Below are 23,393 nucleotides of genomic sequence, written 5' to 3' on the forward strand. Positions count from 1 at the left end.
ATGCGCAGCACCGGCAAGACCTCGACCCCCGACATCTCCCGCCGCGGCTTCCTCATCGGAACCGGGTCCCTCCTGGGCGCGGCGGCCCTCAGCCACCCGGCCGCCGCCGCTGCCGGTCCGATCGCTGACGGGGCCCGCGTGCCCGTCCTGGTCATCGGCACCGGGTACGGCGGCTCGGTGGCCGCCCTGCGCCTGGCCCAGGCGGGTGTCAACGTCCACATGATCGAGATGGGCATGGCCTGGGACACCCCCGGCTCCGACGGCAAGATCTTCTGCAACACGCTCCAGCCGGACAACCGCTCCTACTGGCTCCGCACCCGGACGAAGGCCCCGCTCAACTACTTCCTCGGCTTCCCCATCGACCGGGACATCCCCCGCTACACCGGCGTGCTGGACGCCGAGGAGTTCAGCGGCATCACGGTCTACCAGGGCCGCGGCGTCGGCGGCGGCTCGCTGGTGAACGGCGGCATGGCCGTCACCCCCAAGCGCGAGAACTTCGCCGCCATCCTCCCCTCGGTGAACCCCGCCGAGATGTACGACACCTACTACCCCCGCGCGAACACCGGCCTCGGCGTCGGCACCGTGGACCCCGCCTGGTTCGACTCCACCGACTGCTACCAGTACGCCCGCGTGGGCCGCAAGCACGCCCAGCGCTCCGGCTTCCCGTTCACCTTCGTACCGGACGTGTACGACTGGGACTACATGGAGCAGGAGGCCGCCGGCACGGTCACCAAGTCGGCCCTGGCCGGCGAGATCCTGTACGGCAACAACTACGGCAAGAAGTCCCTGCAGAAGACGTACCTCGCCCGGGCCGCGGCCACCGGCAGGGTCACCGTCTCCCCCCTGCACCGGGTGACCTCGGTCGTTCCCGCGTCCGGCGGCGCCTACACGGTGACCATCGAGCAGCTGAACACCAGCGGCGACACCACGGCCACCAAGACCGTGACCGCGGACCGGGTGTTCTTCGCGGCCGGCAGCGTGGGCACCAGCAAGTTACTGGTCAAGCTGAAGGCCACCGGCGCGCTGCCCAACCTGAACGGCGAGATCGGCAAGGGCTGGGGCGACAACGGCAACGTCATGTGCGGCCGCGCCAACCACCTCTGGGACCCGACCGGATCGCTCCAGTCGTCGATCCCGTGCTCCGGCATCGACAACTGGGCCGCGGGCGGCGCCTTCGCGGAGATCGCCCCGCTGCCCACCGGGATCGAGACCTTCGCGTCGTTCTATCTCTCCATCACCAAGAACCCGAACCGGGCCCAGTTCACCTGGAACGCCGCGACGGGAAAGGTGGACCTGAACTGGCAGACGGCCTGGAAACAACCGGCCATCGACATGGCGAAGACCATTTTCGACAAAATCAATTCGAAAGAGGGGACGATTTACCGGACCGATCTGTTCGGCGTCTACAAGATCTGGGGCGACCATCTGACGTACCACCCGCTCGGCGGCGCGGTCCTGAACAAGGCGACCGACAATTACGGGCGCCTGACCGCCTACCCCGGCCTGTACGTCATCGACGGGGCGCTGATCCCGGGCAACACCAGCGTCAACCCGTTCGTCACCATCACGGCCCTGGCCGAGCGGAACATCGAGAAAATCATCGCCACCGACCTGTGAAAGATTTGAGGCCCGCATCTCTGCGGGCCTCAAATCCAAGCGTCGTGTCATCGCTTGGATCAATGATGACCTCGGTTACACGTGATCGTCAAGCTAATCCCATGGCATGGCATAGAAACAGCAGCCTTTTACGCCGATATTTTCCCTTATATCGCCGCCCCGGCCGCCTATGGTGGAATGAAAGCCGCTGAGGAGGCTGCGATGAGAGAGCACTTCGTCTGGGTGACGACGCGCCGCATCAGGCCGGGGGCGTTGGAGGAGTTCGAGAGGGCCTGGCGCCCGGACCCGTACCCGGAGGGTCTGCGCCACGCGTACGCGTACTGGTCGGAGGACGGGCAGGAGATCACCGGGGTGTCGTTCTGGGACTCGAAGGAGGCCTGCGACTCCTGGCGCAGCTCCGAGGCCGAGAACCGGCGCCGCGAGATCATGAGCCCTTACGTCCTCGAGGAGCGCGAAGGCTTCTACCAGGGCCGCGAACTCGGCGTCCCCGTACGGTGAACCACCGGCCCGCCGCCCGGCGGGCCGTCACTGGACTCGGCCTCCGCCACCTCAAGATCAGCCATGGAGGGGTGACACGGCATCGGAGAAGGCACCCGCGGAGACCCTGATATCGGCCGACGGTCTCCGTCCTGGGAAGTAGGCCGTTCGGCCACCCGCCTCCCTCAGCGACCGGGCACGTCCGGGGGCGGCTGCTCGGCGGGGAACAGGATCGCGCTGAGCAGGTACGGCGCGCGGTCCGGCGCGGGAGCGTTGGCGACCCGGTTCCGCAGCACCGCGAGCAGGTCGGTGAGCATCTCGGCGAGCTCGTCCGGGCTGAGCCACAGCGTCCCCTGCCGATAGGACACCGAGTCGGCGACCGGGTCGGCGCCGTCGCGGTCCAGGTAGGCGTTGAACTCGGCGATCAGGGCGGCCATCGCCGCGGCGAATCCACGGCGGTGGTCGTCGAGCGACATCGCGGCCGCGGCGCCGGCGTCGATCGCGGGCCGGTCCTGGCGCAGCCGGTAGCTCCGCTCGACGGCACCGCGTACCCGCTGCTCGCCCTCCACCTCGAGAAACCCGCCCTCGGCCAGCAGGGCGACCTGCCGGTAGACGGTCACCTTCGACACCTCGGGCATGCGGGCGCACAACTGCGCGGTCGTCAGCACCTGTCCTGCCGACAGGGCGTGCACGATGCGCAGCCGTACCGGATGCAGCAGCAGCTCAACGGCGTCCATGGTCCAACGATTTCATATGAGATACCATTATCCAAAATGAAAACGGTCGGGAGGAGCGGGCATGCGAGATGAATCGGGGCGGGCGGTGCCGGTGAACGGCCGGCGCGTCTATGTCGAGGAGTCCGGCCAGGGGCATGACCGGGCGGTGGTCTTCGAGGCGGGCGGAGGCTGCGGCCGGACCTTCTGGGATCCGGTGCTGCCGCTGCTGGCCGACACGGCGCACCTGGTGGCCTACGACCGTGCCGGGCGCGCGCTCAGCGGCCGCGTCACCCAGCGGCTCAGCATCGATGACATGGCCGCCGACCTGATCGCGATGACCGAGGCCGTCGTCCCGGGCGAGTTCGTGCTCGTCGCGCACAGCATGGGCGGGCTGGTCGCCCGCCGCGCCGTCGAGCGCCTGGGGCCTCGGCTGCGGGGCCTGCTGCTTGCCGACGTCCTGCCGGAGACCTCACCGGTGTACGACACCTGGGACCAGACCGCCAAGAAGATCGACCGCATGCTGGCGGTGACGCAGACGCTCAGCCGGTTCACTCCTCTGGCACGCCTGTTCACCGGTAACGTGCGGCGCCTGTTCTCCACCGACACCTACCGGACCATGCTCGCCGAGGACTTCACCCCCGCCGGGACCTCCCAGACCCGCAAGGAGATCCAGGCGGTGACCGCCGCCATCCCGCAGTTCCGCGCCCGGCCGCCCCAACTCCCGAAATGCCCGACGATCGTGCTGTCGGTGACCCGCGCGGAAAGAGGGCGGGAACGTCAGCACGCCGCCAACCGCGAGCACCAGCGCCGCTACGCCGAGACCCTGCCCGACGGGCGCCACGAGGACGTCGCCTCGGGGCACTTCATCCAGGCCGAGCAGCCCCGACTGATCGCGGACCGGACACGACAGCTCCTGACGGCCTCCCGAAAAATGGATGGACACGGCTGTTAGCGTCCCTGGCATGAGCATTGTTGACATTGACCGCTTTGTCGCCGACGGGTTCGTGAAGCTGGAAGAGGCGGCCCCGCGCGAGGTCGGCGACGCCGCCCGGGCGTTGCTGTGGCGGCAGACCGGTCTGTCACCGCAGGACCCGGCCACCTGGAAGGAACCGGTGGTGTGGGCCGCGGACCTCACGGGTGAGGGCGCGCTCGGGGAGTTCATCCGGAGTCCCCGGCTCGCCGAGGCTCTCGACGAGCTCTGCGGGGCCGGTGGCTGGGTGCCGCGTGGTTCGCTCGGCATGGTGCCGATCCGATTCCCGCGCCTCCCGCCCGCCGACGACAGAGGCTGGCACATCGATGCCAATGCCGCCCAGCCGGACGGCGGCTACCTGTGCAGCGGGCAGCCGGAGACGATGCTGCTGCTGATCCTGCTGTCGGAGGTCGGCCCCGACGACGCGCCGACCCGGATCAGGGTCGGTTCACACCGGGACGCGGCCGCGACGTTGGCGGGGCGCGTGCTGGACCCGTTCGAGGCCGGACCGCTGGTGGACGCGGCCAGTTCACACCGTCCGCTCGCGTACGCGACGGGCCGGCCGGGCGACATCTACCTGGTCCATCCCTTCACCGTCCACGCCGCCGACGAACACCGGGGCGACGAGCCGAGGTTCATGGCCCAGGCGCCCGTCTTCCTGACCGAACCGGTGACTCCGGAGGGGGGCAACGCACTGGCTCAGGCCATTTCGTGAGCTCCCGAGGTCAGCACGCGCCGCGTGCCCCTCGATCGCCAGGCGGTCATCACCGACTGCACAAGTGCGTCCGAAACGCCCTGGCTGGTGTCCAGCTCGTGGTCGTACGGACCGAACGTGTGGATGCCGTCGACCTCGACGTGCTCACGCCCCTCCCCGATGCGGCGGTCCCCGCGCTCGCGTTCTCTCCGATCGATCTCCGCAAGGTCGCAATGCACCCCGACGAGGAACACGTCGAAGTCCGCCAGCAGCTGTGACAACTCCTCGCGCCACGTCGGGAATTCGATGATGTGCTCCACGATCAGGTCGTTGCCCGCGCTCGCCAGGGCGGGCAGGCACCGGTGAAAGCCTTGGAAGAAACGCGGCCGCATCTCGTGCCACCACGAGAAGGGACCCTCGTGGTCACGCCGCTCCGGGAGCATGCCGCTCGCCACGAACTGGTCGGACGAGACATACAGAAACGGCTCATCGAGTGCGCGCTGCAGGGCCTTGGCCAGGGTCGATTTCCCGGAACTGGAGGCCCCGCTGAGAATGATGACGCGGCCCGGGCCTCGATTCGGTGGGGTGGGTTCCATGCTCACACGATGGCAGACCGCTCCCGAGCCATGTCCTGTCGTACGGCTGTGTATGGCCCGATCCGGCGACGATACTCGCGCGGAGACGCGCCGGTGACCCGCTTGAACGCGTTGCTCAGCGCGCTCTCCGAGCCGTAGCCGACCGTACGGGCGATCATCGCCACCGTGTCGTCCCCACGCCGCAGGCGGTCGGTGGCCAGTTCGATCCGCCAGCCGGTCAGGTAGTCCAGCGGGCTCTGCCCGACGGTTCGCTTGAAGCGGGCAGCGAGCGTCGACCGGGACACCGCCGCGGACTCGGCCAGCTCGGCGACCGTCCAGGCATGGGCCGGCCGGGCGTGCATGGCCCGCAGCGCCGGGGCCACGACCGGGTCGGTGAGCCCTGCCATCCAGCCGGACACCGCGCCCGGCCCGGCGACGGCCAGGTGCAGGCGCAGCAGGTGGATCAGCATGACCAGGGCGAGATGCTCGGTGACCAGCGTCGAGGCGAGCGACCGGTCGCGCAGTTCGGCGTCGATCTGCTCGAGCGCCCAGCGCACGGTCGCGGCCTCGGCGGTGCGGCCGGGTACGTGGATCACCGGCGGCAGCGCGTCGAGCAGCAGGTCGCGGGCCCGCTCCCCGAAGTCGAACCGGCCGCCGATGAGGACCACGTCCTCGCCGGTCCCCACCCGGGCCACGCCGTCGGTGGCCGCCGCGAAGACCGGGCCGGCCGGGACCGGCCGCACCTCCGGGCCGCTGGCCAGGGTGAAGGCGCGCGGCTGGGTGAGCAGGAAGCAGTCGCCCTCGGCCAGATCGATCGGCTCCGGTACGCCGTCGACGGTGAGCAGGCAGCGGCCGCGGCGCACCGCCACGAACTTGACCGCCGGCGGCGGGCCGTACGACATCGCCCACTCGCCACCGGCGACCAGCCTGACGGACAGGCGGCTGTTCGTGCCGACGAGAGCGAGGACGTCTTCGAGAGGATCGGCTTGCTGGACGCTCACTCAACTATGTTGGATCCTGAACCATTCCGAGTCCAAATCCTGGTCCCTACCGTTGCGGGTTATGACACGTATGGGCACCCCGTTCGACGCCAGGACCACGGCCGCCGAGATCCTCGCCGGCGTTGACCTCACCGGCCGGCGGATCATCGTCACCGGCGGAGCCTCCGGGATCGGCCTGGAGACCGTACGGGCGCTGCGGGGCGCGGGGGCCGAGGTCACCGTCGCGACCCGCAACCCCACGGGCGACCAGCGGGCCCTGGACCTGAGCGATCTCGGCTCGGTGCGCGCGTTCGTGGCCGGCTGGACCGGGCCGGTGCACGCGATCGTGGCGAACGCCGGGATCATGGCGTTGCCCACCCGCCAGGTCGCCGCCAACGGCTGGGAACTGCAGCTGGCGACGAACTTCCTCGGGCACTTCGCACTGATCACCGGCCTGCGGGAGAACCTGCGGCAGGCCGGGGACGCGCGGGTGGTCATGGTGAGTTCGGGCGCCCAGCTGCTGTCGCCGTTCGACTTCGACGATCCGCACTTCGAGCGCCGCCCGTACGACCCGTGGGTCGCGTACGCGCAGTCGAAGACGGCCGATGCGCTGCTCGCGGTCGGCGCCGCCCGGCGCTGGGCCGCCGACGGCATCACCGCGAACGCCTTCGAACCCGGCTACATCCACACCAACCTGCAGCGGCACCTCGACGACGACACCATGCGGGCGGCGGGCGCGATGGACGACGAGGGGAACCTGGTGACCCCGGACTACTACAAGACCCCGGAGCAGGGCGCCTCCACCTCGGTGCTGCTCGCCGCGTCCCCGCTGCTGGACGGCGTGACCGGCCGGTACTTCTCCTCGGACAACCAGGAGGCCGAGGAGGTGCCGGGCGCGACCGCGGGCGTCGCCGCCTGGTCGGTGGACCCGGCCGCCGCGGACCGCCTCTGGGAGTACGCGCTCACGGCGACAGCGGCCCACTGACCGCGGCCTCATCACCGACCTGTACCGCACGAAAACCATGGAGCACCATTGATGACCACCGTGATGCTTGTCCACGGCGCCTGGCACCAGCCGACCACCTGGGCGAAGCTCGAGACCGAGTTGCACGCGCTCGGCCATGCCACGCACACCCCGGCGCTCCCCAGCGCCGGTGAACATCCCACCGCGGGCATGCACGGCGACGCCGCCATGCTGGCCGCGGAACTGGCCTCGCTCGCCGGACCGGTCGTGCTGCTCGGCCACTCCTACGGGGGCATCCCGATCACCGAGGCCGCCGCCGGAGCCGGCAATGTCGACCGGCTGATCTACCTCGCCGCCTACATGCCGGACAAGGGACAGTCGATGTACACCCTCCACGGCATCCCCGATCCCGAAGACACGGGCGGCCTGTTCCCGCTCGTCGACGAACCGCGTACCTCGCTCTACGGCGACCTGCCCGATGGGGAGGCCGAGCAGGCGGTGAGCAGGTTGGTGAACCAGACCGTCCGATCGTTCGCCGAGAAGGTCGACGCAGCCGCCTGGCGGGACATCCCGTCCACGTACATCATCACAGAACAGGACAAGGCCATCCCTCCCGCGCTGCAGGAGCAGATGGCGGCCCGAGCGGCCGAGATCCGCCGCCTGCCTGGCGGTCACTCTCCGTTCCTGTCCCAGCCACGCCGGCTGGCCGCCCTCATCGACGAAATCGTACGGCCGGCCTGAACGGCATCGATTCTCCACAAGTCACCATCGCGGGCGCCGGGGCGGACCTACCATGATCACGATATGCCCCCGACCGCCAGGAGAGATCACATGCTCGGCCGTTTCACGTTCGGCCTGGTGAGCGCGCTCGTACTCGCCACAGCCCCAGCCTCGGCTGCCGCACCCCTGCCCCAGCCGACGAAAGGCCCGTTACCGGGCGTAACGGAACGGATGGGAGACGGCCAGGTCAGGAAGGGCCAGGCCGCGGTCGCCGCCGACCTGAACGGCCGCCCTGTCCGGTTCACGTCCTACCGCACCACCGACTTCCAGCCGCAGGGGAACCCGTTCACGCTGTGGGCCTGGCAGCCGGACCGGCGGCGGTTCGTCAAGACCGACTACGGGGAGATGGCGGTCTCCCCCGGCGGACGCTGGACGGTCGCGCACCTGGAGACCCCGAGAGAACAGGTCAAGGACCGCCTGCGGATCACCGACCGGAACACCGGCGAGAGCCGGGACATCGACATCGAGCTCACCGAGTACACGCCCGCCAGCACCGAGAACGGCGGCACCCAGTATCCCCAGATGCGCTGGCCCCGATGGTCGCCGGACGGCAAGAAGCTGCTGTTCACCGTCAGTCTGGCCCGGCAGGGCGACCGCTCGGCAGGAGTACTGATCCTCGACCTGCCCGACTTCACGCCCCGCTTCATCAAGATCCACAAGGCGCTGGTCACCGTCGGCGGTTTCGAGTGGAACCAGGACGGCACCCGCTTCCTGGTCAGGCACGGCAGGCTCGGCAGCACGACCGTCCGCCTGTACGACCTCCAGGGCAAGGCCGCCAAGGAATACCAGGTGCGAGGCAGGCCGGGCGGTGACGGGCGCGGCGTCTTCTCCCCGTCCGGCAAGCGGTTCGTCACCGCCTGCCTGCCGCTGGAGAAGGCCGCCTGCGTGTGGGACGCGGCGACCGGCAAGGCCGTGACGAGACTTCCCATCGTCGGGGGCGGGCGTCCCACAACCCTCGGCTGGTACGACGAGAAGCACCTGCTCATCTCCACTGCGGCCGGCATCGGGATCATGGACCTGACGGGACGCGTGACCGAGACCCTGCTCAAGCTCGGCAAGAACTCCGAGATCTACCCGCACTTCAGCGCCACGTAGCCGTTCATCGCTCCCAGGAGTGGTCGATCGCAGCGTCCACAAGCTGTGGATCGACACCCGGAAACGAACCGTCACCGAACAGGATCCGCGCCGCCACGGCACGACCGGCACGACCACGCAGCACGGCCACCGCCGCCTCCGCCGCGGCGGGGGACCGGATACCGGCGAACACCCGGCGCAACAGCAGCCGTCCCCGGAACCGGGCCCGCAACGCGCCCCCGTCGTACAGGCTCAACCTGCGCTGATCGCCAGTACGCAGGTACCCGGCGGCGACCGCCGCGGCCAGTTCCGCCATGCGTAAACACGGATCCAACCCACCGGCCGTCAACGGCGACACCGCGCCCGCCGCGTCTCCGACGAGCAGCCCGGCGGGGCACGCCAACCGTCGCAGCACACCGCCGACCGGGATCGGACCACCACGGCGCTCGACCGGACCGGTCGGCGCCGCCCGGCCGGGCGCGTCCGCGGCGAAAGCGTCCAGCAGGTGACGGACACCGGTCCGCATCGCACCCGGATACCCCGCGACGCCGACATGCGCGTGCCGACCGTCGTCGATGACCCACCCCAGGTACCCCGGAGCGACCCGAGGGTCCAGCACGCAATGGAACGCCGGGGTGGTCGTGCCCGACGCGACCGGATGGACGATCTCGGCACCGACGAGAAAGCGCCGGTTGACATCGAGGCCGAGATCCCGCGCCACCCGGGAGCGGGCGCCGTCCGCGCCGACAATGAACCGAGCCCGCACCGGCTCCGCACCCGCGAACTGCACAAATCCCATCGACGCGCCGACATACCGCACGCCCAGGAAGACCCGCGCCCCGGCCGACTCCGCCGCGCGGCGCGCATGCTCGTAGACGGCCGCCATGTCAGCCACGCGGTACTCGTCCCGCTCACTGGTCAGCCGGATCGGCGCCCGCCGCGACGGCGGATACAGCAGCACGTCCCTTACACCAGGCCCGAGCAGCTGGTCCGGAAGGTCGAAGTCATCAAGGGTACGACGCACGAAGATCCCGGTCGTACGGATGCCCGCCGACAGCGACCTGCGGCGGTCGACCACCATCACATCCAGCTCCCGCAGCGCGAGCAGCCGAGCCGTCCGCAGCCCGGCCAGTCCCGCCCCCACGACCAGTACATCCACTGTCCGCATATCCAGCGACGCTAGGGGCCATACCTCACCCACGGGACCATCTGCACACGACCCGCCCAGTACCTCTACACCGTCACCACACTCACGCCCGTGGACAGCCCCAGACAGGCCTCGACGGAGCTCCCGGGCCTCCTGTGCGGAGTCCAGTAGGAGGCTTCCAGCAGCATTCCGTGCCCTACGGCCTCCACAGCATGCAGGTGGACGAACGCCGGCTGCTACATCAGGCGCGGGACTCGCTGAACCAGCGCCCAGCCGAAGGCAGAAAGAGCAGGACTATGACAGCCCAAGCGAGTATGTGAGAGCCGAACACCGCTGGGCCGAACCGTATGATCCACTTCATGCCGATCCCCCGAGCGGTCGCCGTGGTCGTCGACGGTAACCAAGTCCTGGTCATCAAACGGTTCCTCCGACGCAGGCCAGGCGTCACCTGCGTCATGTGCGATGCCGGAGGCCGGCGGGAGTCGCAGTGTCCCGGTCATCACTACGCGGTTCTTCCCGGGGGCCATGTGGAGGATGGCGAGTCGTCGGAGAGTGCGGCGGTCCGTGAACTCCACGAAGAGACGACTCTCACCGGGAAGATCGACCGGTTGCTCTTCACCAGCTCACACAATGGCCGGCCCGCCTTCTACTTCCTCATGCGCGACGTCAACGGCGTACCGTCGCTCTCCGGCGAGGAGGCTCTGGAGCACGGGCCGGACAACAGCTTCGAGCTCAGATGGGCGACGGCGGCCGAGTTCGAGCAGCTGAACCTGTATCCCGCGGATGTGCGTGGACCGCTCGCGGAGCTGCTGCGCGGTTGACCCTTGCTCGGAGCGCCAGCTTCTCGGCCGAAGCCACTTGCCGCACTTGGCGCTTGGTCATGCGGAACGTCGACGACCACCAGCTCGCGTTGCCACGCGATGCTTCCCGACCGCTACGCCCGTTATGAGGTCCTGGCTTCGACCATCGCGGCCGGCCAGCCGCCCTGGTCCCCGATCTCGCGCGGGGCTTCACTCCTATCCCGCGCTTCTCCGCGTGGCGGGGCCGGCCACCGGCGTCGGCCGAGCGCGCCACATCCCGCAACGTGAGCACATCCTCCATTCGCTGTTCGCGGTCCAGTAGGACTCGCTGTGCACCGGCTCGATGTTCTCCACCCGAATCGGCGTGGTCGGCAGCACGGTGGCCGGATCGGCGCCGAACCCGGCCGCCGCACCGTACGGCACCACCCGGCGCAGCCTGCGCGCGGCCGTGGCGAAACCCTCGACCCCCGTACCCGCGACCCTGAACTTCGGCGTGGCTGAACCCCCGCGATCCTCCATGCCCCCAGGTTCTCGCTCGGTTTCCGCCCGGCGCTTCCCTCATTTGCGGGGGTGGGCCGGGGCGGCGAATGAAGGAGGCTTTTGCCGAGCGAATCCCCCTTGGCCGCACAGGCGATCCCGACGAGATCGCTGCCGCGGCGGTCTTCTTGGCCTGCGACCAGAGCTCGTTCACCACTGGCGCCGAACTTTTCGTCGATGGCGGCCTGGCCCAGGTCTGAACGCCGCAACACGAGGAGGCCCAGCGCGCCACCTTCGCCACCCCGGCTCCCCGGCTGCGGGGACTTCCTCACGACAGAGCTCACCGCCGAAGTCGGCCGGATCGGCCTCGCGCCTCGACGCGGACTTGGAGTCGGCGATCCACAGCGGCAGCCCGCCGGGTGCCGACAGTGCCTGGAGGGTGCCGGCGTACTGGCGGGCCTTGCCGGAGTCCAGGCGTCGATGGGCTCGTCCTTGACACTGATGGTCTGCTCGGCGCAGCGATCGATCGGGATCAGAGTGCCGTCCAGGGTGACGTAGGCCAGTCCGTCGGTTTGGGCGCGGTCGAGGGCTTCGTGCAGATCGGCGGCTTGAGCTGCGAGAGCTTCGATGCCTTCGCGGATGAAACGCTAGGCGGTGGCCCAGGAGATGCAAGGGTCGCGCCCGAGCTCGGGAACGTCGTGCTCGCCGCGGAACCAGCGCAGCACTTTTCCGACTTTCGGTGACTCCTCCAGAAAGGCCCGGAACGCCACGAACGGCGGCCAAGAAACGCCAATGGCCCCAGCTATTCGCTGGGATCACCTCAATGTTCGCGCGGCGCCGGGGTGTTGGTGAACACGGCGATGTCACGGTCAAAACAGACGATGACGTGTCCATCTACGCTGATTGCCACCTCTGTTACGGGTTTGGGGAAGTGCAAGTCGGGTCCGATTTGCCTGCGGGTGGTGAGTTTCCACACGCGTACCGTCTGATAACTGGAGGTCACAGCGATGGGTTGACCGTCCACTGTGGCGGCAGCGACGGCTCCGGTGGCTCTGGTGGGAAGTTCGCCGAGGGCGTTGCCCGTGGCCAGGTCCCATATCTTCACGGGGTCTGAGCTGTTGCGGCTAGCGGTGATCGCGGCCGGCCGATCGCCGATGGTGGTGACGGCGAGGTTTTGCACGGATTCGTCGTGCCGATCGGCGGCGGAGGTCGTGGTCGACCGGTTGGTGGTGAGATCGAGCACCTCGAGGGTGCCGTCTTGGGTGACGGTCAGGGCGACTGGTCGGCCGTTGAGGGTGGTGGCGCCGACTGCGCCCGTCCAGCGCCGCCGGCTGGCGCGGGATGCATCGATCTCTTCGCCTGTGTTCAGGTTCCACATGCGGATCGTTTCGTCGTAGCTGCCGGTCACGGCCACCGGCTGCCCATCGAACTCCACTACGGCAGCCATGCAGACAGCGTCGGTATGACCGGTGAACGGCCCGCCTATCTGCGTCCCGGAGCGGAGATCCCATATGCGGACGGCCTTGTCGGAGCTGCCGGTGACCGCCGCCGGTTGGCCGCCGACAAGCGCGGTGGCAACCGCGGTAACCATGTCGGTGTGACCGGTGAGCGGATCACCGACCTGCTCGCCGGTTGGCAGATCCCACACCCGGACGGTCTTGTCGTAGCTGCCGGTCACGGCAACGGAACGTCCGTCAAGCACCGTGGCGGCGACGGCGGAGACATAGCCGGTGTGGCGGTTGAGGGACTCATCGACTCGCCGCCCTGACGACAGGTCCCACATCCGTACCGTGTAATCGTCGCTGGCGGAGACGGCCACCGGCCGCCCATCCACCACCGTCGTCGCGATCGCCCGAACGTGATCGGTGTGCCCGGTGAGCGACTTGCCGATCTGCTGGCGTGACTCCAAATCCCAGATCCGTACAGTTCCGTCGATGCCGCCGGTAACGGCCACCGCCCGCCCGTCCAGAACCGTGGTCGCAATCGCCTTCACAAAGCCGGTGTCGCCACTGAACGGTTTGCCCATCTGCTGGCCTGAGCTCAGATCCCACAAGCGTAGAGTTCCGTCGTCCGCACCGCTGGAAATTGCCACCGGCTGCCCGTTCACCACCGTGGTCACAATCAGCTCAACGTAGTACGTGTGGCCCCTCAGCGGTTTGCCGATCCGCCGGCCCGACTTCAGATCCCACAAGCGTAAGGTGCGGTCGTGGCCGCCGGAGATGGCCACCGATCGTCCATCCATCACCGTGGTCGCAATCGCTGTGACCCAATTGGTGTGGCCTCTGAACGGCTGGCCGATCTGCTCGCCTGACCTCAGATCCCACATGCGTACAGATTTGTCGTGGCCGCCGGAAACTCCCACCGGCCGCCCGTCCATCACCGTGGTCGCAACCGCTTTGACCCAATCAGTGTGACCTCTGAACGGCTCGCCGACTTGCTGACCGGACATCAGATCACACACCCGTACGATTCCGGTGTTGCCACCGGCGAAGACCGCCACCGGCCGCCCATCCATCACCGTGGTCGCAAGCGACTCCACGTAGTCGTAGTCGCCGCGACCGGTGAACGGTTGAGCGATCTGCTGACCTGACGTCAGGTCCCACAGGCGTAGGGTCCGATCGCGACCCCCGGAGACCGCCACCGGCCGCCCGTCCACGACTGCGGTCGCAAGCGCCCATACCCGATCGGTGTGGGCGGTTCGTGGCACCCCGACCGGCTCGCCGAACGCCAGGTCACTCGCCGGCCGACTGGTCCACGCCAACGTCCACCGGGAATTCTTCGTGAACGGAATGCGGGCCGCGCCCGATCGAGAAGAAGACATGGCGGGCATGCTAGCCGCCACCCCTGACAAAGATCAGCGGAGGAAGCGCACGCCTTTGATTGCCGTCGGTCAGGTGCGCGCCGGGTCACCGGGTCATAGGGACTGCTGCCATTGGCCGAACGGCGCGGCATACCGGCTCTTCGAATTCAGGCGGGGTTGAGGTGCCCACGTCCGCGTCGGGGGGTGGCGCATCGGGTCCGTAGTCGCCGGGTTTCGGGGTTGCGGAAGCTGTGGGCGTCGCGGGCGGTGGTCTTGATGTCGTGCCCGAGCCGGACCGGGTGACCGACTGGTTTCAGCACCTCATCGAGCCGACACGGCCGTTCAGCCCGAAAGCCACACCGGCTTGTCCCGGTGCCGGCCGCGATGAGGTGATCGGGCGGCAGCACGCCGCCGCCCCCTGCTGCCACAGCGGACCCGCTGATCCGACGCTCATAGGGGCGGACGAACCTCCCGTTCCGGTCATGGCCCCGCACACGCGTCGTTGTCTACGCGGTGTTGGTCGGCGACCTCAGACGGGGCGAACGCAGGCGCACTGGCCTGCCGCGAGTGTGCCCTCCGCAGCCTCTGCGGCTTCCCACGTGGCGACTTCGGTCCTGGCGGAAGCAACCACCGCTCCGGCCTCGGCCTTCCTGATGCGTGGCTGGACCGCTGCTGCCGTACGCCCTCCGGCCTCGGCCTTCTCGTCGCGCGGCCAGACCACCAGTGCCGTGACAGCTCCGATTGCCGCCAGGCCCGCCAGCACGGTCCACGTGGTCGTGAAGCCCGCGTTCGTGGCGACCCATCCGGCGATGGGATAGGTGACCAGCCAGGCCAGGTGGGACAGCGAGAACTGGGCGGCGAAGACCTCGGGAATTCCGGTGGGATCGACCGCCCGGCGAAGCACCCGCCCGGTCGGCGTGACGATCAGCGCCATCCCGCCGCCGACTGCCGCCCAGATCACCCCGGTCGGCAGTGATGCGGCGATGCTCACCGCGGACATCGTGACCGCCGCGCCGACCGCGAACAGCAGCACGGCGGCACCGATCAGCATGACGAACCGGTCCGCCACCCGGTCCAGGACGCGCGGGAGGACGAGGGCCACCAGCAGCGTCCCCGTTCCGGACGCGGCGAGCACCCAGGCCACGTCGGATTGGGCTCCGCCGAGAACGTCGCGGACGTAGTTCACGGTGTTGACGACCACGATGGAGCCGACGGCGGCGACCACGAGGTTCAGCGCCATGACGCCGCGCAGACTCGGGGTGGCCGCGAAAGTGCGGATCCCCGCCACGGCCCGGTCCCAGGCCTTCGTGTGCGAACTGGGGCGCGCGTTGGGGATGCGTGTGGACAGGACCAGCAGCGCGGACACGGCGAACCCGATGGAGGTGCCGAGGAACAGCAGGTTGAACGACATGAAGGTGAGCGCCACAGCCGCGAGCACCGGGCTCAACAGGCTCTCCATGGTGTAGGCAACCTGCGATGCGGACAGGGCGCGGGTGTAGTCCGCCTCCTTGGTCACGATGTCGGGGATGACCGCCTGAAACGTCGGGGTGAATGCCGCTGACGCGGTCTGGAGAACCCCGATCAGGACGTAGATGTGCCACACCTCGGTGACGAACGGCAGCGCGATCACCACCAGAGCGCGCACCACATCGAGGATCGTGAGAAACCAACGTCTGGGCAGCCGATCGACGTACGCGGCCGCGAGCGGCGCGACAACCACGTACGCGACCATCTTGATCGTCAGCGCGGTGGCGAGAACCGCACCGGCACGCGGACCTGCGAGCTCGTACGCGAGCAGCCCCAGCGCGACGGTAGCCAAACCGGTACCGAACAACGCGATGACTTGAGCGCTGAACAGCCGCCGGTAGTCGCGAATCGCGAACAATCCCATGTCCGTCTCCTCCCGGGCAACCGCAGTCACCACCAAGCACCGAATCATATACCCCTCGGGGGTATTACCTCGGGAGTGTTCTATACTAGGCGGGGGTATATGTCAACGGAGGGCCAGGGGGCGGGACATCGCGCCACGGACGCGCTCGGCGAGTTCGTTGGCGCTGGCTCCGGTCTTTGCCTGCTCGGCCCGCAGCGCGACGTCGAACAGGGCGCGAAACCCGGCCCGGAGCTCGATGGCCCTGATCGCGTTCGGAAATGCCTGTTCGGGGGGGATGTCTGCCTACACGGATTCCGATCCCGACGCGCAGGCAGGTCATCTCCACCTCCTGCCGCATGCAGGAAATCCTCCCGTTGAGCACATCCCACGGCAGGGGAGACCGTGCCCATACGAGGGTGTCCGGGTCCACATCAGCGCCTGTACTGCGTTGCCGGCGCACCAGGTCGTAGGCCATCAGCCGCATCGCCTTGCCCGAGCATGACACATCCAGCAGATAACGAGATCACCAAGCGCGACTCGCGCTGGAACGGCTACAAGGTGCACCTCACCGAGACCTGCGACACCGACGCCCCGCATCTGATCACCTACGTGATCAGCGCGCCGTCGCCCGGCAGCGACTACCTCGCGATCGTCAACCAGGACGGTGCGGTGCAGGTCAACCGGAATCTACCCAACGAGGTCGGGACGGTGCTGCGGGCGATCGGCGATTCACGTCCATGCGGTCGACGTACCGTGTCAGGCCGGTGGCGCCAGGCGTTTTCACGCCCGTCCTGGGCACGTCACACGCCCGCGGCGTCCTCGGCCTCCCAGCGCAGCAGGTCGCCCGGCTGGCACTGGAGCACCTCGCAGAGCGCGGCGAGCGTCGTGAAGCGCACCGCCTTGGCGCGGCCGTTCTTGAGTACCGCCAGGTTGGCGGGCGTGATCCCCACGCGGTCCGCGAGCTCGCCCACGGACATCTTCCGCCTGGCCAGCATCACGTCGATGTCGACGGTGATCGGCATCAGATCACCTCGTCCAACTCGGCCTGCATCTGCGTCGCTTCGACGTCGCGCGCGACGGCCTGGGCGAGCAGCATCCGCAGCACGAACACGATGAGCGCGACCCCCAGGATGGCCACGCCGATCCCGCCCATGATGACGGTGACACCCGGGTCTTCCCGCTGGCCCGGCGCATTGAGGGCCGTGACCGCGAACCACAGGAGGGCAGCCGCCACGATCGCGCCGATCACGGCGTCCACGTACCGGAAGGCGGCGTGGGAGAACACGGTTCCGCGTCGCACCATAGTCACCAACCGCCACACGCTGACCAAGGCGACCTGGCCCGACACCATGCCCAGGATCGTGATAATGCGCAGCGCGGTCAGCGGAAGCGACCCGTCCTCCGGGTCGCTCCCGCTGACCAACACCCACACCATCGATGCCTGTACGAGCACGGTGCCGGCGAGCACCACCACGAGCACGACGCGCAGTGCACGCACTGCCAGTTTTCCCATGTCCCATCCTTCCATCGAATTACGATGAGAATCTATCGAATTTCGATAGCTTAAGCAAGAGCCGGAGCGGAGGGCGGGCGGCGGTTTCGCACCGTGACGGCCACGCGCCGTCGTCCTGCTTCCGGCCCTTGTCCCCTGTCCGTGATCACCCCTTCCGATCACGGCAGTCGATCACCGTAGAGCTCGGGGGCGAGCTCCGCGATGCTGAGCCGCTCTGGGTTACGCCGGCAAGGCGGGACAAGGCGGTCGGATGTAACAACTTTGGGCAAAGAATCTTCATCTAACGCGCCGTGGACGCACTGAGCGCGGGGGATCCGCAGCACATCGGGGATTACTGGCTGGCTGGACGCCTCGGCTCGGGCGGTCAGGGAGTCGTGTACGAGGCCTACGACCCCGAGGGACGCAGGGTCGCCATCAAGGTGCTGCACGCGTCGGACAACAACGGCAGCCGCGACCGCTTCGCCAAGGAGGCGACCGCGGCCGGCAGGGTGGCCTCGTTCTGCACGGCCCGGGTGCTCGCCGCCGACCTGGAGGCGAGCAAGCCGTACATCGTCTCGGAGTATGTGGCGGGACCGAGCCTGCGCAAGGCCGTGATGGACAGGCGCAGGTTCACCGAGGACGATCTCCACCGGCTGGCGACGGCGATCGCCACCGCGCTGACCGCGATCCACGACGCGGGCGTCATCCACCGCGACCTGAAGCCGGACAACGTGCTGCTCGGCCCGGACGGCCCACGCGTGATCGACTTCGGCATCGCCCGCACCATGGACATGTCGCTGACGAAAACGGGCGAGGTCTCGGGCACGCCCAGCTACATGGCGCCCGAGGTGTTCATCGGGGAGCGCGCGGGGGCACCCGCCGACGTGTTCGCGTGGGGTGCCGTCATGGTGTTCGCCGCCACGGGGCAGGACCCGTTCAAGGCGGACACCCTGGGCGGCATGATGCACCAAGTGCTGTCCTCCGCACCGGATCTGCGGGGGTTGCCGCCGCGGCTGGCCCCGCTGGTGGCGGCCGCGATGGCGAAGGATCCCGCCGCCAGGCCCGCGGCACGCGACCTGCTGCTCGCGCTGGTCAGCGGCAACGCCGCCGACACCAGGGGCCTGCTGGCCGCGGGCAGCCGCTCGGCGCAGGGCGTGCACGGGCTCGACCAGGGTGATCCCGAGCTGGGGACGATCGCGGAGGACGCCTACACGGCGCTCACGCCGGAGGAGCGCGACCTGGCCGCCGCGGTGTTCCTGCGGATGGTGACCGTGGGCGAGGACGGGTACGAGAGCGGGCGGTGGGCCTCGCGCGAGGAGCTGTACGGCGGGCGCCCGGAGCGCGAGGCGGCGGCGGTCGAGCGGATCCTGCGGGCGTTCTCGTACGTGGTGACCACGAAGGACACCTCGGTCGCGCTGTCCAGGCCCGCGCTGCTGAGGGCCTGGCCGCGGTTACGCATGTGGGTCGACGCCGACCGCGACGGCCTGGCCGTACTGGGCCAGATCTCCGCGGCGGCACGGCACTGGTCCGACAACGGCAGGCGGGACGGCGACCTGCTCCAGGGCAGCCGTCTGGAGCAGGTGCTCAGCTGGGCGGCGACCGGCCGCCGTCACGTGACGCTCACCCCCGCCGAGCGGGACTTCCTGCGGGCAGGCACCGAACTGACCAGGAAGCGGACCCGTCGCAGGACGCTGACCACGATCGCGCTGGCCGGGCTGCTGGTCGTGGCCATGGTCGCCGGAGGGCTGGCCGTCTATCAACGGCAGCAGGCCACCGAACAGCGTGACATCCTCACCGCCAAGCAGGTGGCGACGGAGGCCGACCGGATGCGCACGACCGACCCGGTCAAGGCGATGCTGCTGAGCGTGGCCGCCTGGCGGGTCTCACCGCAGTTGGAGACCCGATCCAGTCTCATCGCCTCCCTGCAGCAGCAGGAGGCGGCGGTCTTCCGCGATCCCCTGGTCAAAGGCCTTGCCCATCGCGCCCTCAGCCATGACGGCCGCACACTCGTCAGCGTCAGCGAGGCCGGCGTGAACGTCTACGACGTCCGCACCGGCAAGCGCACTAGTGGCTGGGCCGGGCTGAGGCTGAAGGACGGGACTCCCCAGGAGCCGGCGCTCAACAAGAGCGGCCGCCTGCTCGCCCTGACCATCGGTTCGGAGCTCGGCGTCTGGGACCTCACCTCGGGCAAGCAACTGGTACGGCGCTCCCTGTCGGAACGCGGCGGGTTCAGCGCGATCTGGGGTGAGCACGAGTCGATCCTCACCGTGATGCGCCAAGGCGAAATCGTCTACCTGTTGGACGTGGCGACCGGCAAGCAGTTCGGCAAGACTCCCTACACGGACGGCAGCATGGTCCCGTCGCAGCCTCCGCTCGTCGATCCGACAGGCAAACACCTGCTGATGACGGGTGGGCGCTTCGACGAGCTGACGCTGCCGGGATGGACCCCGGAACGGCGCCTGGCGCCCTGCCGAACTCACTCGGACGTGGCGGCTTTCACCCCGGACGGCAAGACCATCGCCTGCGCGAACGCCACGATCGCGCTCGTCGACGCGGCGACCGGTCGTGAGCACAAACTGGGCGATGAAGACTGGGCCTGCGACATCTGCACGAAGTCCGGGGCCAAGCTGCGCTTCAGCCAGGACGGCGACTACCTGGCCGCCTTCGCCGAACGCGAGCTGCGCGTGTGGAAGGTCGCCGATCGCAAGCAGATCCTCACCTACCGGGCCGAGGACGAGCTGACCGACCTTCGGTTCGACCCCGACGGCAGGACCCTGCGCTACCTCTACGACAACATGGTCATCAGCCTCGACCTGTCGCCGAGAGCCGGCGCCACCCATGTCCGGAAGGGAGTGGGGAAGCTCAGTCCCGGAGGACAGTGGGTGGCGATGGAGGATCCCGATCAGAACCGCCTCGGGCTCTGGGACCTGCGCAGCCGCAAGGAGGTGGCGACGTTCCCGCTCGGCGAATTTGGGGCATGGGGATTCGACCGGACCGGCACACGCATGCTCATCGCCGACATCGCGAGCGTGCGGCTGATCGACCTCGCGACACGCAAGAAGCTCTGGCAGATCTCCACGCCGCACACGAACACGAACAACCCCGAGCGTGTCGACTTCAGCCAGGACGGCAAGACGATCACGCTCACGCTCCAGCCCTCTTCCCAGGAGGGCAGCTTCCGGCTGCTCGTGCTGGACACCGCCGGCGGGCACGTCCTGCGTACGTTCAGCTCGCAGATCGACGGCGGGCCGTACACACCGGACGGACGCCTCGCCTCGACCTTCGGAAGGTTCATCGACCTCACCGCCGGCAGGCCGGTCGACGCGGCCTTCGATGTCGTACGCGGTGCCTCGGCAGTGGCCGTCAGCGGCCAGGGGCGGCTGGCGTTCAGCGCCGGTCCGGCCGGCCGCATCGCGATGTGGAAGGTCCAGGGGCCGGCCCAGATCACGCCGGTCCTACGCGGGACGACGGGTGAGATCGCGGAACTGGCCTTCTCCCAGAAGGGCGATCTGCTCGCCAGTGTGACCACGGACGGCATCCTCCAGGTCTGGGACGTCAACGCCATGCGGCGGCTCGGCGGCGCGTTCAACCTGCACGGCTCCCAGATCACCTCGCTCGCCTTCAGCCCGGACGACTCCACCCTCTACGCCGCCGACTGGGGTTCCGTCTACAAGCTCCCGATCGGTGCCGAGCGGATCGTCCAGGACGTGTGCCGCCGTGCCGGGCACACGCTCTCCCCGGCCGACTGGGCCTCCTTCCTCAAGGACGTGCCCTACCGCGACATCTGCCCGACCAGGCAGCCCTAGTGAGCTGGTGGCACTGGTGCACCTGCCTGGCGATGGAGCACGGTGAGTTCTGCTGCTCCGGCACTTCACGTCAAGCCGCTCATGCAGATCATCGACGATAAGGGAGCCTTCCGTGGCAGGGTCGGCGCGGAAGCCTCCTTCTCGACCGGCTCCCGGGCGGCGGACATGATGGCGGTGTTCCGCATCACCGACTTCCGCTGACCGGCCGGGCCCTGAGCGGCAAGCTGTCCCGAGTTCCGCGCTGCGCCTTGAGAGATCATGCCGCTGACCAGGCGCTGATGTGCACCTACATGTCTCGTTCAGCCATCGTGAAGCCTCACCAGTGCCCTGGATGTCTCGCCGCAGCGCGCAAGACAGGGCTTGCGCGCCTGGGATGGCCCCTCTGCCAGCCCTGACCCGAAAATACAAGAGCGGAGGCAAGGAATACCCCGCTCGCTTTCAGCAAAGACTATTACCACTTGGGATCCGATCTGCACAGGATCGTTATAAGACATCCCTTATCCCGCCAACCCCACTCTCTTACTCTTTTCCCTGCTATATCCCCCAAGCAAGGACCCTGATGAAACTCTTCTTCGCAGGCCTCGTGGCAACGGCCGCGGCCGTGTGCGCGGTGGCCGTACCGGCTCAGGCGACATCCGTCGCATCCGTGCAGGCCGCTCCGGTGAACCCGGTGAAAGCCCTGAAGGCCCAACTGGTCCCGGGCAAAGGCGTAAAGATCAACGAATCAAGCGGCATCACTCTCGATTTCACCGCCGACGACCAGGCTATGCAGGTACAGGTGAACACCAACACGGTCGGCACCCTGGCTTTCGGCAAAGGCAACGTAGCGGCTGCCGACCTCCGTGTCCGCATGTCCTCACGCCAGAAAAAGCCCAACCCTCCCTACCGGGTCATCGCTGAGGGCAGAAACGCCTACGTGACCAACGCCGGCATCGCCAAGGCGCTGCCTTCCGGTCTTTCCTGGATCCAGTCGAAGGCCAGTGGGCGCGACAACGCTCTCCTCAACGTGGGCGTCACTCCCGCAGAACTGCAGTTCATGCTGGACAACGCATCAGAAGTAGCGACCGGCCAATATCAAGGCACCGCCACACTCGCCGAATTCCGGCACGACAAGTCCGCCGGGGAAGGCAACGTCGAGTTCCACCTGTACTTCGATGAACACAACCAGCTCACCCGCACGGTCGTCGACACGACGACCTTCCCGGACGACGACACCACGGCCTATGACCAGATGGCCTTCCACACCGATACCAAGTATTCGGGCTGGGGCGCCAAGGTGAAGATCGCCGCACCGGCGGCCAGCAAGGTCATCAGCGAGAAGAAACTCAACGCTAAGACCCGCAAGGCCGTCATAAAGGCCGGCTATCCGGAGAGCGGCCCCTTCTGACCTGCACGTCGGCGGGCGACGCGTACATCTTTCCCACCTGAGCGGCGTCCCCTTCAGAGGGGCAGGGGACCCCATCAGGAGGCCGTCCGTGGCTGAGCTGGCCAAGAGCACATTCCTGCACCTTGTAGCGTGAGCTCGGGGACGCTCAAGGGGTTAGATCTGCGGCCAGGAGAGCATGAAGATGCTCATCATGAAGCTGGCCATCACCGAACCTCTTCGCTGATCGCATCACACCTTCGAGCACGAACCCCGACTTCTGCGCCACCCGGCACGAGGCGTGATTTTCGACAGCATGGGTGAGGACAATCCGTTCAAGCTGCAGCGCGGTTATCGCCCATGTAGTGACTGCCTGGACAGATGCGGTGGCGGCGCCTCGGCCGCGCACCCACGGCGCAATTCGGTATCCGATCCGGGCCTGAGCGTTCTCCAGGTCAAGCCCATGTAGCGCGATGTTGCCAACGTAGCGCCCGGACTCTGCGTCGAGAATCGAGAACGTGGCGTGTGTTCCGTCTGACCAATCGGCGCCCTTGAGGCAGTCGGCGATGGCGGCGGCCTCGTCCTCGATGCGGCAACGGGGATTCCAAAGAAGCACGTCGGGGTCCCTGGCTAGGCGCAGGACCTCCGGAGCGTCGGTCGTGCTGGGCGGTCGGAGGTCGAACATCGCTGTGCGAAGCTCGACCGACGTTGGCGCAATAGATGGCATATCCCGAAAGGATGCCATGAAGATCGCCGAAAACGGCCGTGCTTGGTCGTCCTTCGGGCGGGCC

21 protein-coding genes are annotated in these 23,393 nt (G+C 68.3%); 11 read left to right on the plus strand and 10 right to left on the minus strand.

Translation table 11 applies throughout. The features are described 5' to 3' along the window. Together ACWEPL_RS15375 and ACWEPL_RS15380 are read left to right on the plus strand one after the other, a co-directional pair. Complete coding sequence (locus ACWEPL_RS15375) at positions 1–1,617, plus strand: GMC oxidoreductase (RefSeq protein ID WP_452436477.1); 1,617 nt, start codon at positions 1–3, stop codon at positions 1,615–1,617. Between the two features lie 201 nt (positions 1,618–1,818). After that, a complete protein-coding gene (locus ACWEPL_RS15380; protein ID WP_192789828.1) occupies positions 1,819–2,115 on the plus strand; it encodes an antibiotic biosynthesis monooxygenase in 297 nt (98 codons plus the stop codon). Between the two features lie 164 nt (positions 2,116–2,279). On the opposite strand, the gene ACWEPL_RS15385 is transcribed toward ACWEPL_RS15380, so the two are convergent. Then, the gene (locus ACWEPL_RS15385; RefSeq protein WP_452436478.1) at positions 2,280–2,831 is read right to left on the minus strand and encodes a helix-turn-helix domain-containing protein; all 552 of its coding nucleotides are present in this window, start codon (positions 2,829–2,831) and stop codon (positions 2,280–2,282) included. A 61-nt stretch (positions 2,832–2,892) separates the two neighbouring features. On the opposite strand from ACWEPL_RS15385, the gene ACWEPL_RS15390 reads away from it, so the two are divergent. Next, positions 2,893–3,762 carry an alpha/beta fold hydrolase gene (locus ACWEPL_RS15390; RefSeq protein WP_452436479.1) on the plus strand — a complete coding sequence of 290 codons (870 nt, stop codon included), beginning with the start codon at positions 2,893–2,895 and terminating at the stop codon, positions 3,760–3,762. Positions 3,763–3,772: 10 nt separating this feature from the next. Beyond that, complete coding sequence (locus ACWEPL_RS15395) at positions 3,773–4,495, plus strand: phytanoyl-CoA dioxygenase family protein (RefSeq protein ID WP_363962134.1); 723 nt, start codon at positions 3,773–3,775, stop codon at positions 4,493–4,495. Here the strand turns inward: ACWEPL_RS15395 and ACWEPL_RS15400 are convergent. Continuing rightward, positions 4,480–5,070: a chloramphenicol phosphotransferase CPT family protein gene (locus ACWEPL_RS15400; protein WP_452436480.1), complete on the minus strand. Its 591-nt coding sequence runs from the start codon at positions 5,068–5,070 to the stop codon at positions 4,480–4,482. The two genes, ACWEPL_RS15395 and ACWEPL_RS15400, sit on opposite strands and share 16 nt — an antisense overlap. A gap of 2 nt (positions 5,071–5,072) precedes the next feature. Beyond that, entirely contained in the window at positions 5,073–6,050 is a 978-nt protein-coding gene (locus ACWEPL_RS15405) for a cupin domain-containing protein (protein ID WP_452436481.1), read from the minus strand. Positions 6,051–6,111: 61 nt separating this feature from the next. Between ACWEPL_RS15405 and ACWEPL_RS15410 the strand changes: the two genes are divergently transcribed. From ACWEPL_RS15410 to ACWEPL_RS15420, 3 genes are all read left to right on the plus strand, one after another. Next, positions 6,112–7,014, plus strand: coding sequence for an SDR family NAD(P)-dependent oxidoreductase (locus ACWEPL_RS15410; protein ID WP_452436482.1), 903 nt, complete (start codon positions 6,112–6,114; stop codon positions 7,012–7,014). A 51-nt stretch (positions 7,015–7,065) separates the two neighbouring features. Continuing rightward, positions 7,066–7,734 (plus strand): alpha/beta hydrolase, encoded by a 669-nt coding sequence (locus tag ACWEPL_RS15415; RefSeq protein WP_452436483.1) that lies wholly within the window; start codon positions 7,066–7,068, stop codon positions 7,732–7,734. 90 nt (positions 7,735–7,824) lie between these two features. Then, complete coding sequence (locus ACWEPL_RS15420) at positions 7,825–8,868, plus strand: hypothetical protein (RefSeq protein ID WP_452436484.1); 1,044 nt, start codon at positions 7,825–7,827, stop codon at positions 8,866–8,868. A gap of 4 nt (positions 8,869–8,872) precedes the next feature. Here ACWEPL_RS15420 and ACWEPL_RS15425 read toward each other — a convergent pair whose 3' ends face one another. After that, on the minus strand, positions 8,873–10,015 hold the full coding sequence (locus tag ACWEPL_RS15425; RefSeq protein WP_452436485.1) for an FAD-dependent monooxygenase: 1,143 nt from the start codon (positions 10,013–10,015) through the stop codon (positions 8,873–8,875). A 338-nt stretch (positions 10,016–10,353) separates the two neighbouring features. Between ACWEPL_RS15425 and ACWEPL_RS15430 the strand changes: the two genes are divergently transcribed. Next, positions 10,354–10,815, plus strand: coding sequence for an NUDIX hydrolase (locus ACWEPL_RS15430; RefSeq protein WP_452436486.1), 462 nt, complete (start codon positions 10,354–10,356; stop codon positions 10,813–10,815). Positions 10,816–11,010: 195 nt separating this feature from the next. On the opposite strand, the gene ACWEPL_RS15435 is transcribed toward ACWEPL_RS15430, so the two are convergent. Then, positions 11,011–11,313: a hypothetical protein gene (locus ACWEPL_RS15435; RefSeq protein ID WP_452436487.1), complete on the minus strand. Its 303-nt coding sequence runs from the start codon at positions 11,311–11,313 to the stop codon at positions 11,011–11,013. A 68-nt stretch (positions 11,314–11,381) separates the two neighbouring features. On the opposite strand from ACWEPL_RS15435, the gene ACWEPL_RS15440 reads away from it, so the two are divergent. Further along, positions 11,382–11,531 (plus strand): SDR family oxidoreductase, encoded by a 150-nt coding sequence (locus tag ACWEPL_RS15440; protein WP_452436488.1) that lies wholly within the window; start codon positions 11,382–11,384, stop codon positions 11,529–11,531. Positions 11,532–12,091: 560 nt separating this feature from the next. Here ACWEPL_RS15440 and ACWEPL_RS15445 read toward each other — a convergent pair. The 4 genes from ACWEPL_RS15445 to ACWEPL_RS15460 form a co-directional block, all read right to left on the minus strand. Then, entirely contained in the window at positions 12,092–14,092 is a 2,001-nt protein-coding gene (locus tag ACWEPL_RS15445; protein ID WP_452436489.1) for a WD40 repeat domain-containing protein, read from the minus strand. Between the two features lie 508 nt (positions 14,093–14,600). Then, the gene (locus ACWEPL_RS15450; protein ID WP_452436490.1) at positions 14,601–15,962 is read right to left on the minus strand and encodes an MFS transporter; all 1,362 of its coding nucleotides are present in this window, start codon (positions 15,960–15,962) and stop codon (positions 14,601–14,603) included. Positions 15,963–16,741: 779 nt separating this feature from the next. Further along, entirely contained in the window at positions 16,742–16,963 is a 222-nt protein-coding gene (locus tag ACWEPL_RS15455) for a helix-turn-helix domain-containing protein (protein ID WP_350733295.1), read from the minus strand. Continuing rightward, positions 16,963–17,469: a DUF2975 domain-containing protein gene (locus ACWEPL_RS15460; RefSeq protein ID WP_452436491.1), complete on the minus strand. Its 507-nt coding sequence runs from the start codon at positions 17,467–17,469 to the stop codon at positions 16,963–16,965. Before ACWEPL_RS15460 ends, ACWEPL_RS15455 begins: the two co-directional genes overlap by 1 nt. Positions 17,470–17,744: 275 nt before the next feature. On the opposite strand from ACWEPL_RS15460, the gene ACWEPL_RS15465 reads away from it, so the two are divergent. Beyond that, the gene (locus ACWEPL_RS15465) at positions 17,745–21,239 is read left to right on the plus strand and encodes a protein kinase domain-containing protein (protein ID WP_452436492.1); all 3,495 of its coding nucleotides are present in this window, start codon (positions 17,745–17,747) and stop codon (positions 21,237–21,239) included. A 559-nt stretch (positions 21,240–21,798) separates the two neighbouring features. Continuing rightward, on the plus strand, positions 21,799–22,626 hold the full coding sequence (locus ACWEPL_RS15470; protein ID WP_363962119.1) for a hypothetical protein: 828 nt from the start codon (positions 21,799–21,801) through the stop codon (positions 22,624–22,626). Positions 22,627–22,771: 145 nt separating this feature from the next. On the opposite strand, the gene ACWEPL_RS15475 is transcribed toward ACWEPL_RS15470, so the two are convergent. Further along, on the minus strand, positions 22,772–23,347 hold the full coding sequence (locus ACWEPL_RS15475) for a GNAT family N-acetyltransferase (RefSeq protein WP_452436493.1): 576 nt from the start codon (positions 23,345–23,347) through the stop codon (positions 22,772–22,774). Between the last annotated feature and the right edge of the window lie 46 nt (positions 23,348–23,393).

This window comes from Nonomuraea sp. NPDC004186, assembly GCF_053603495.1.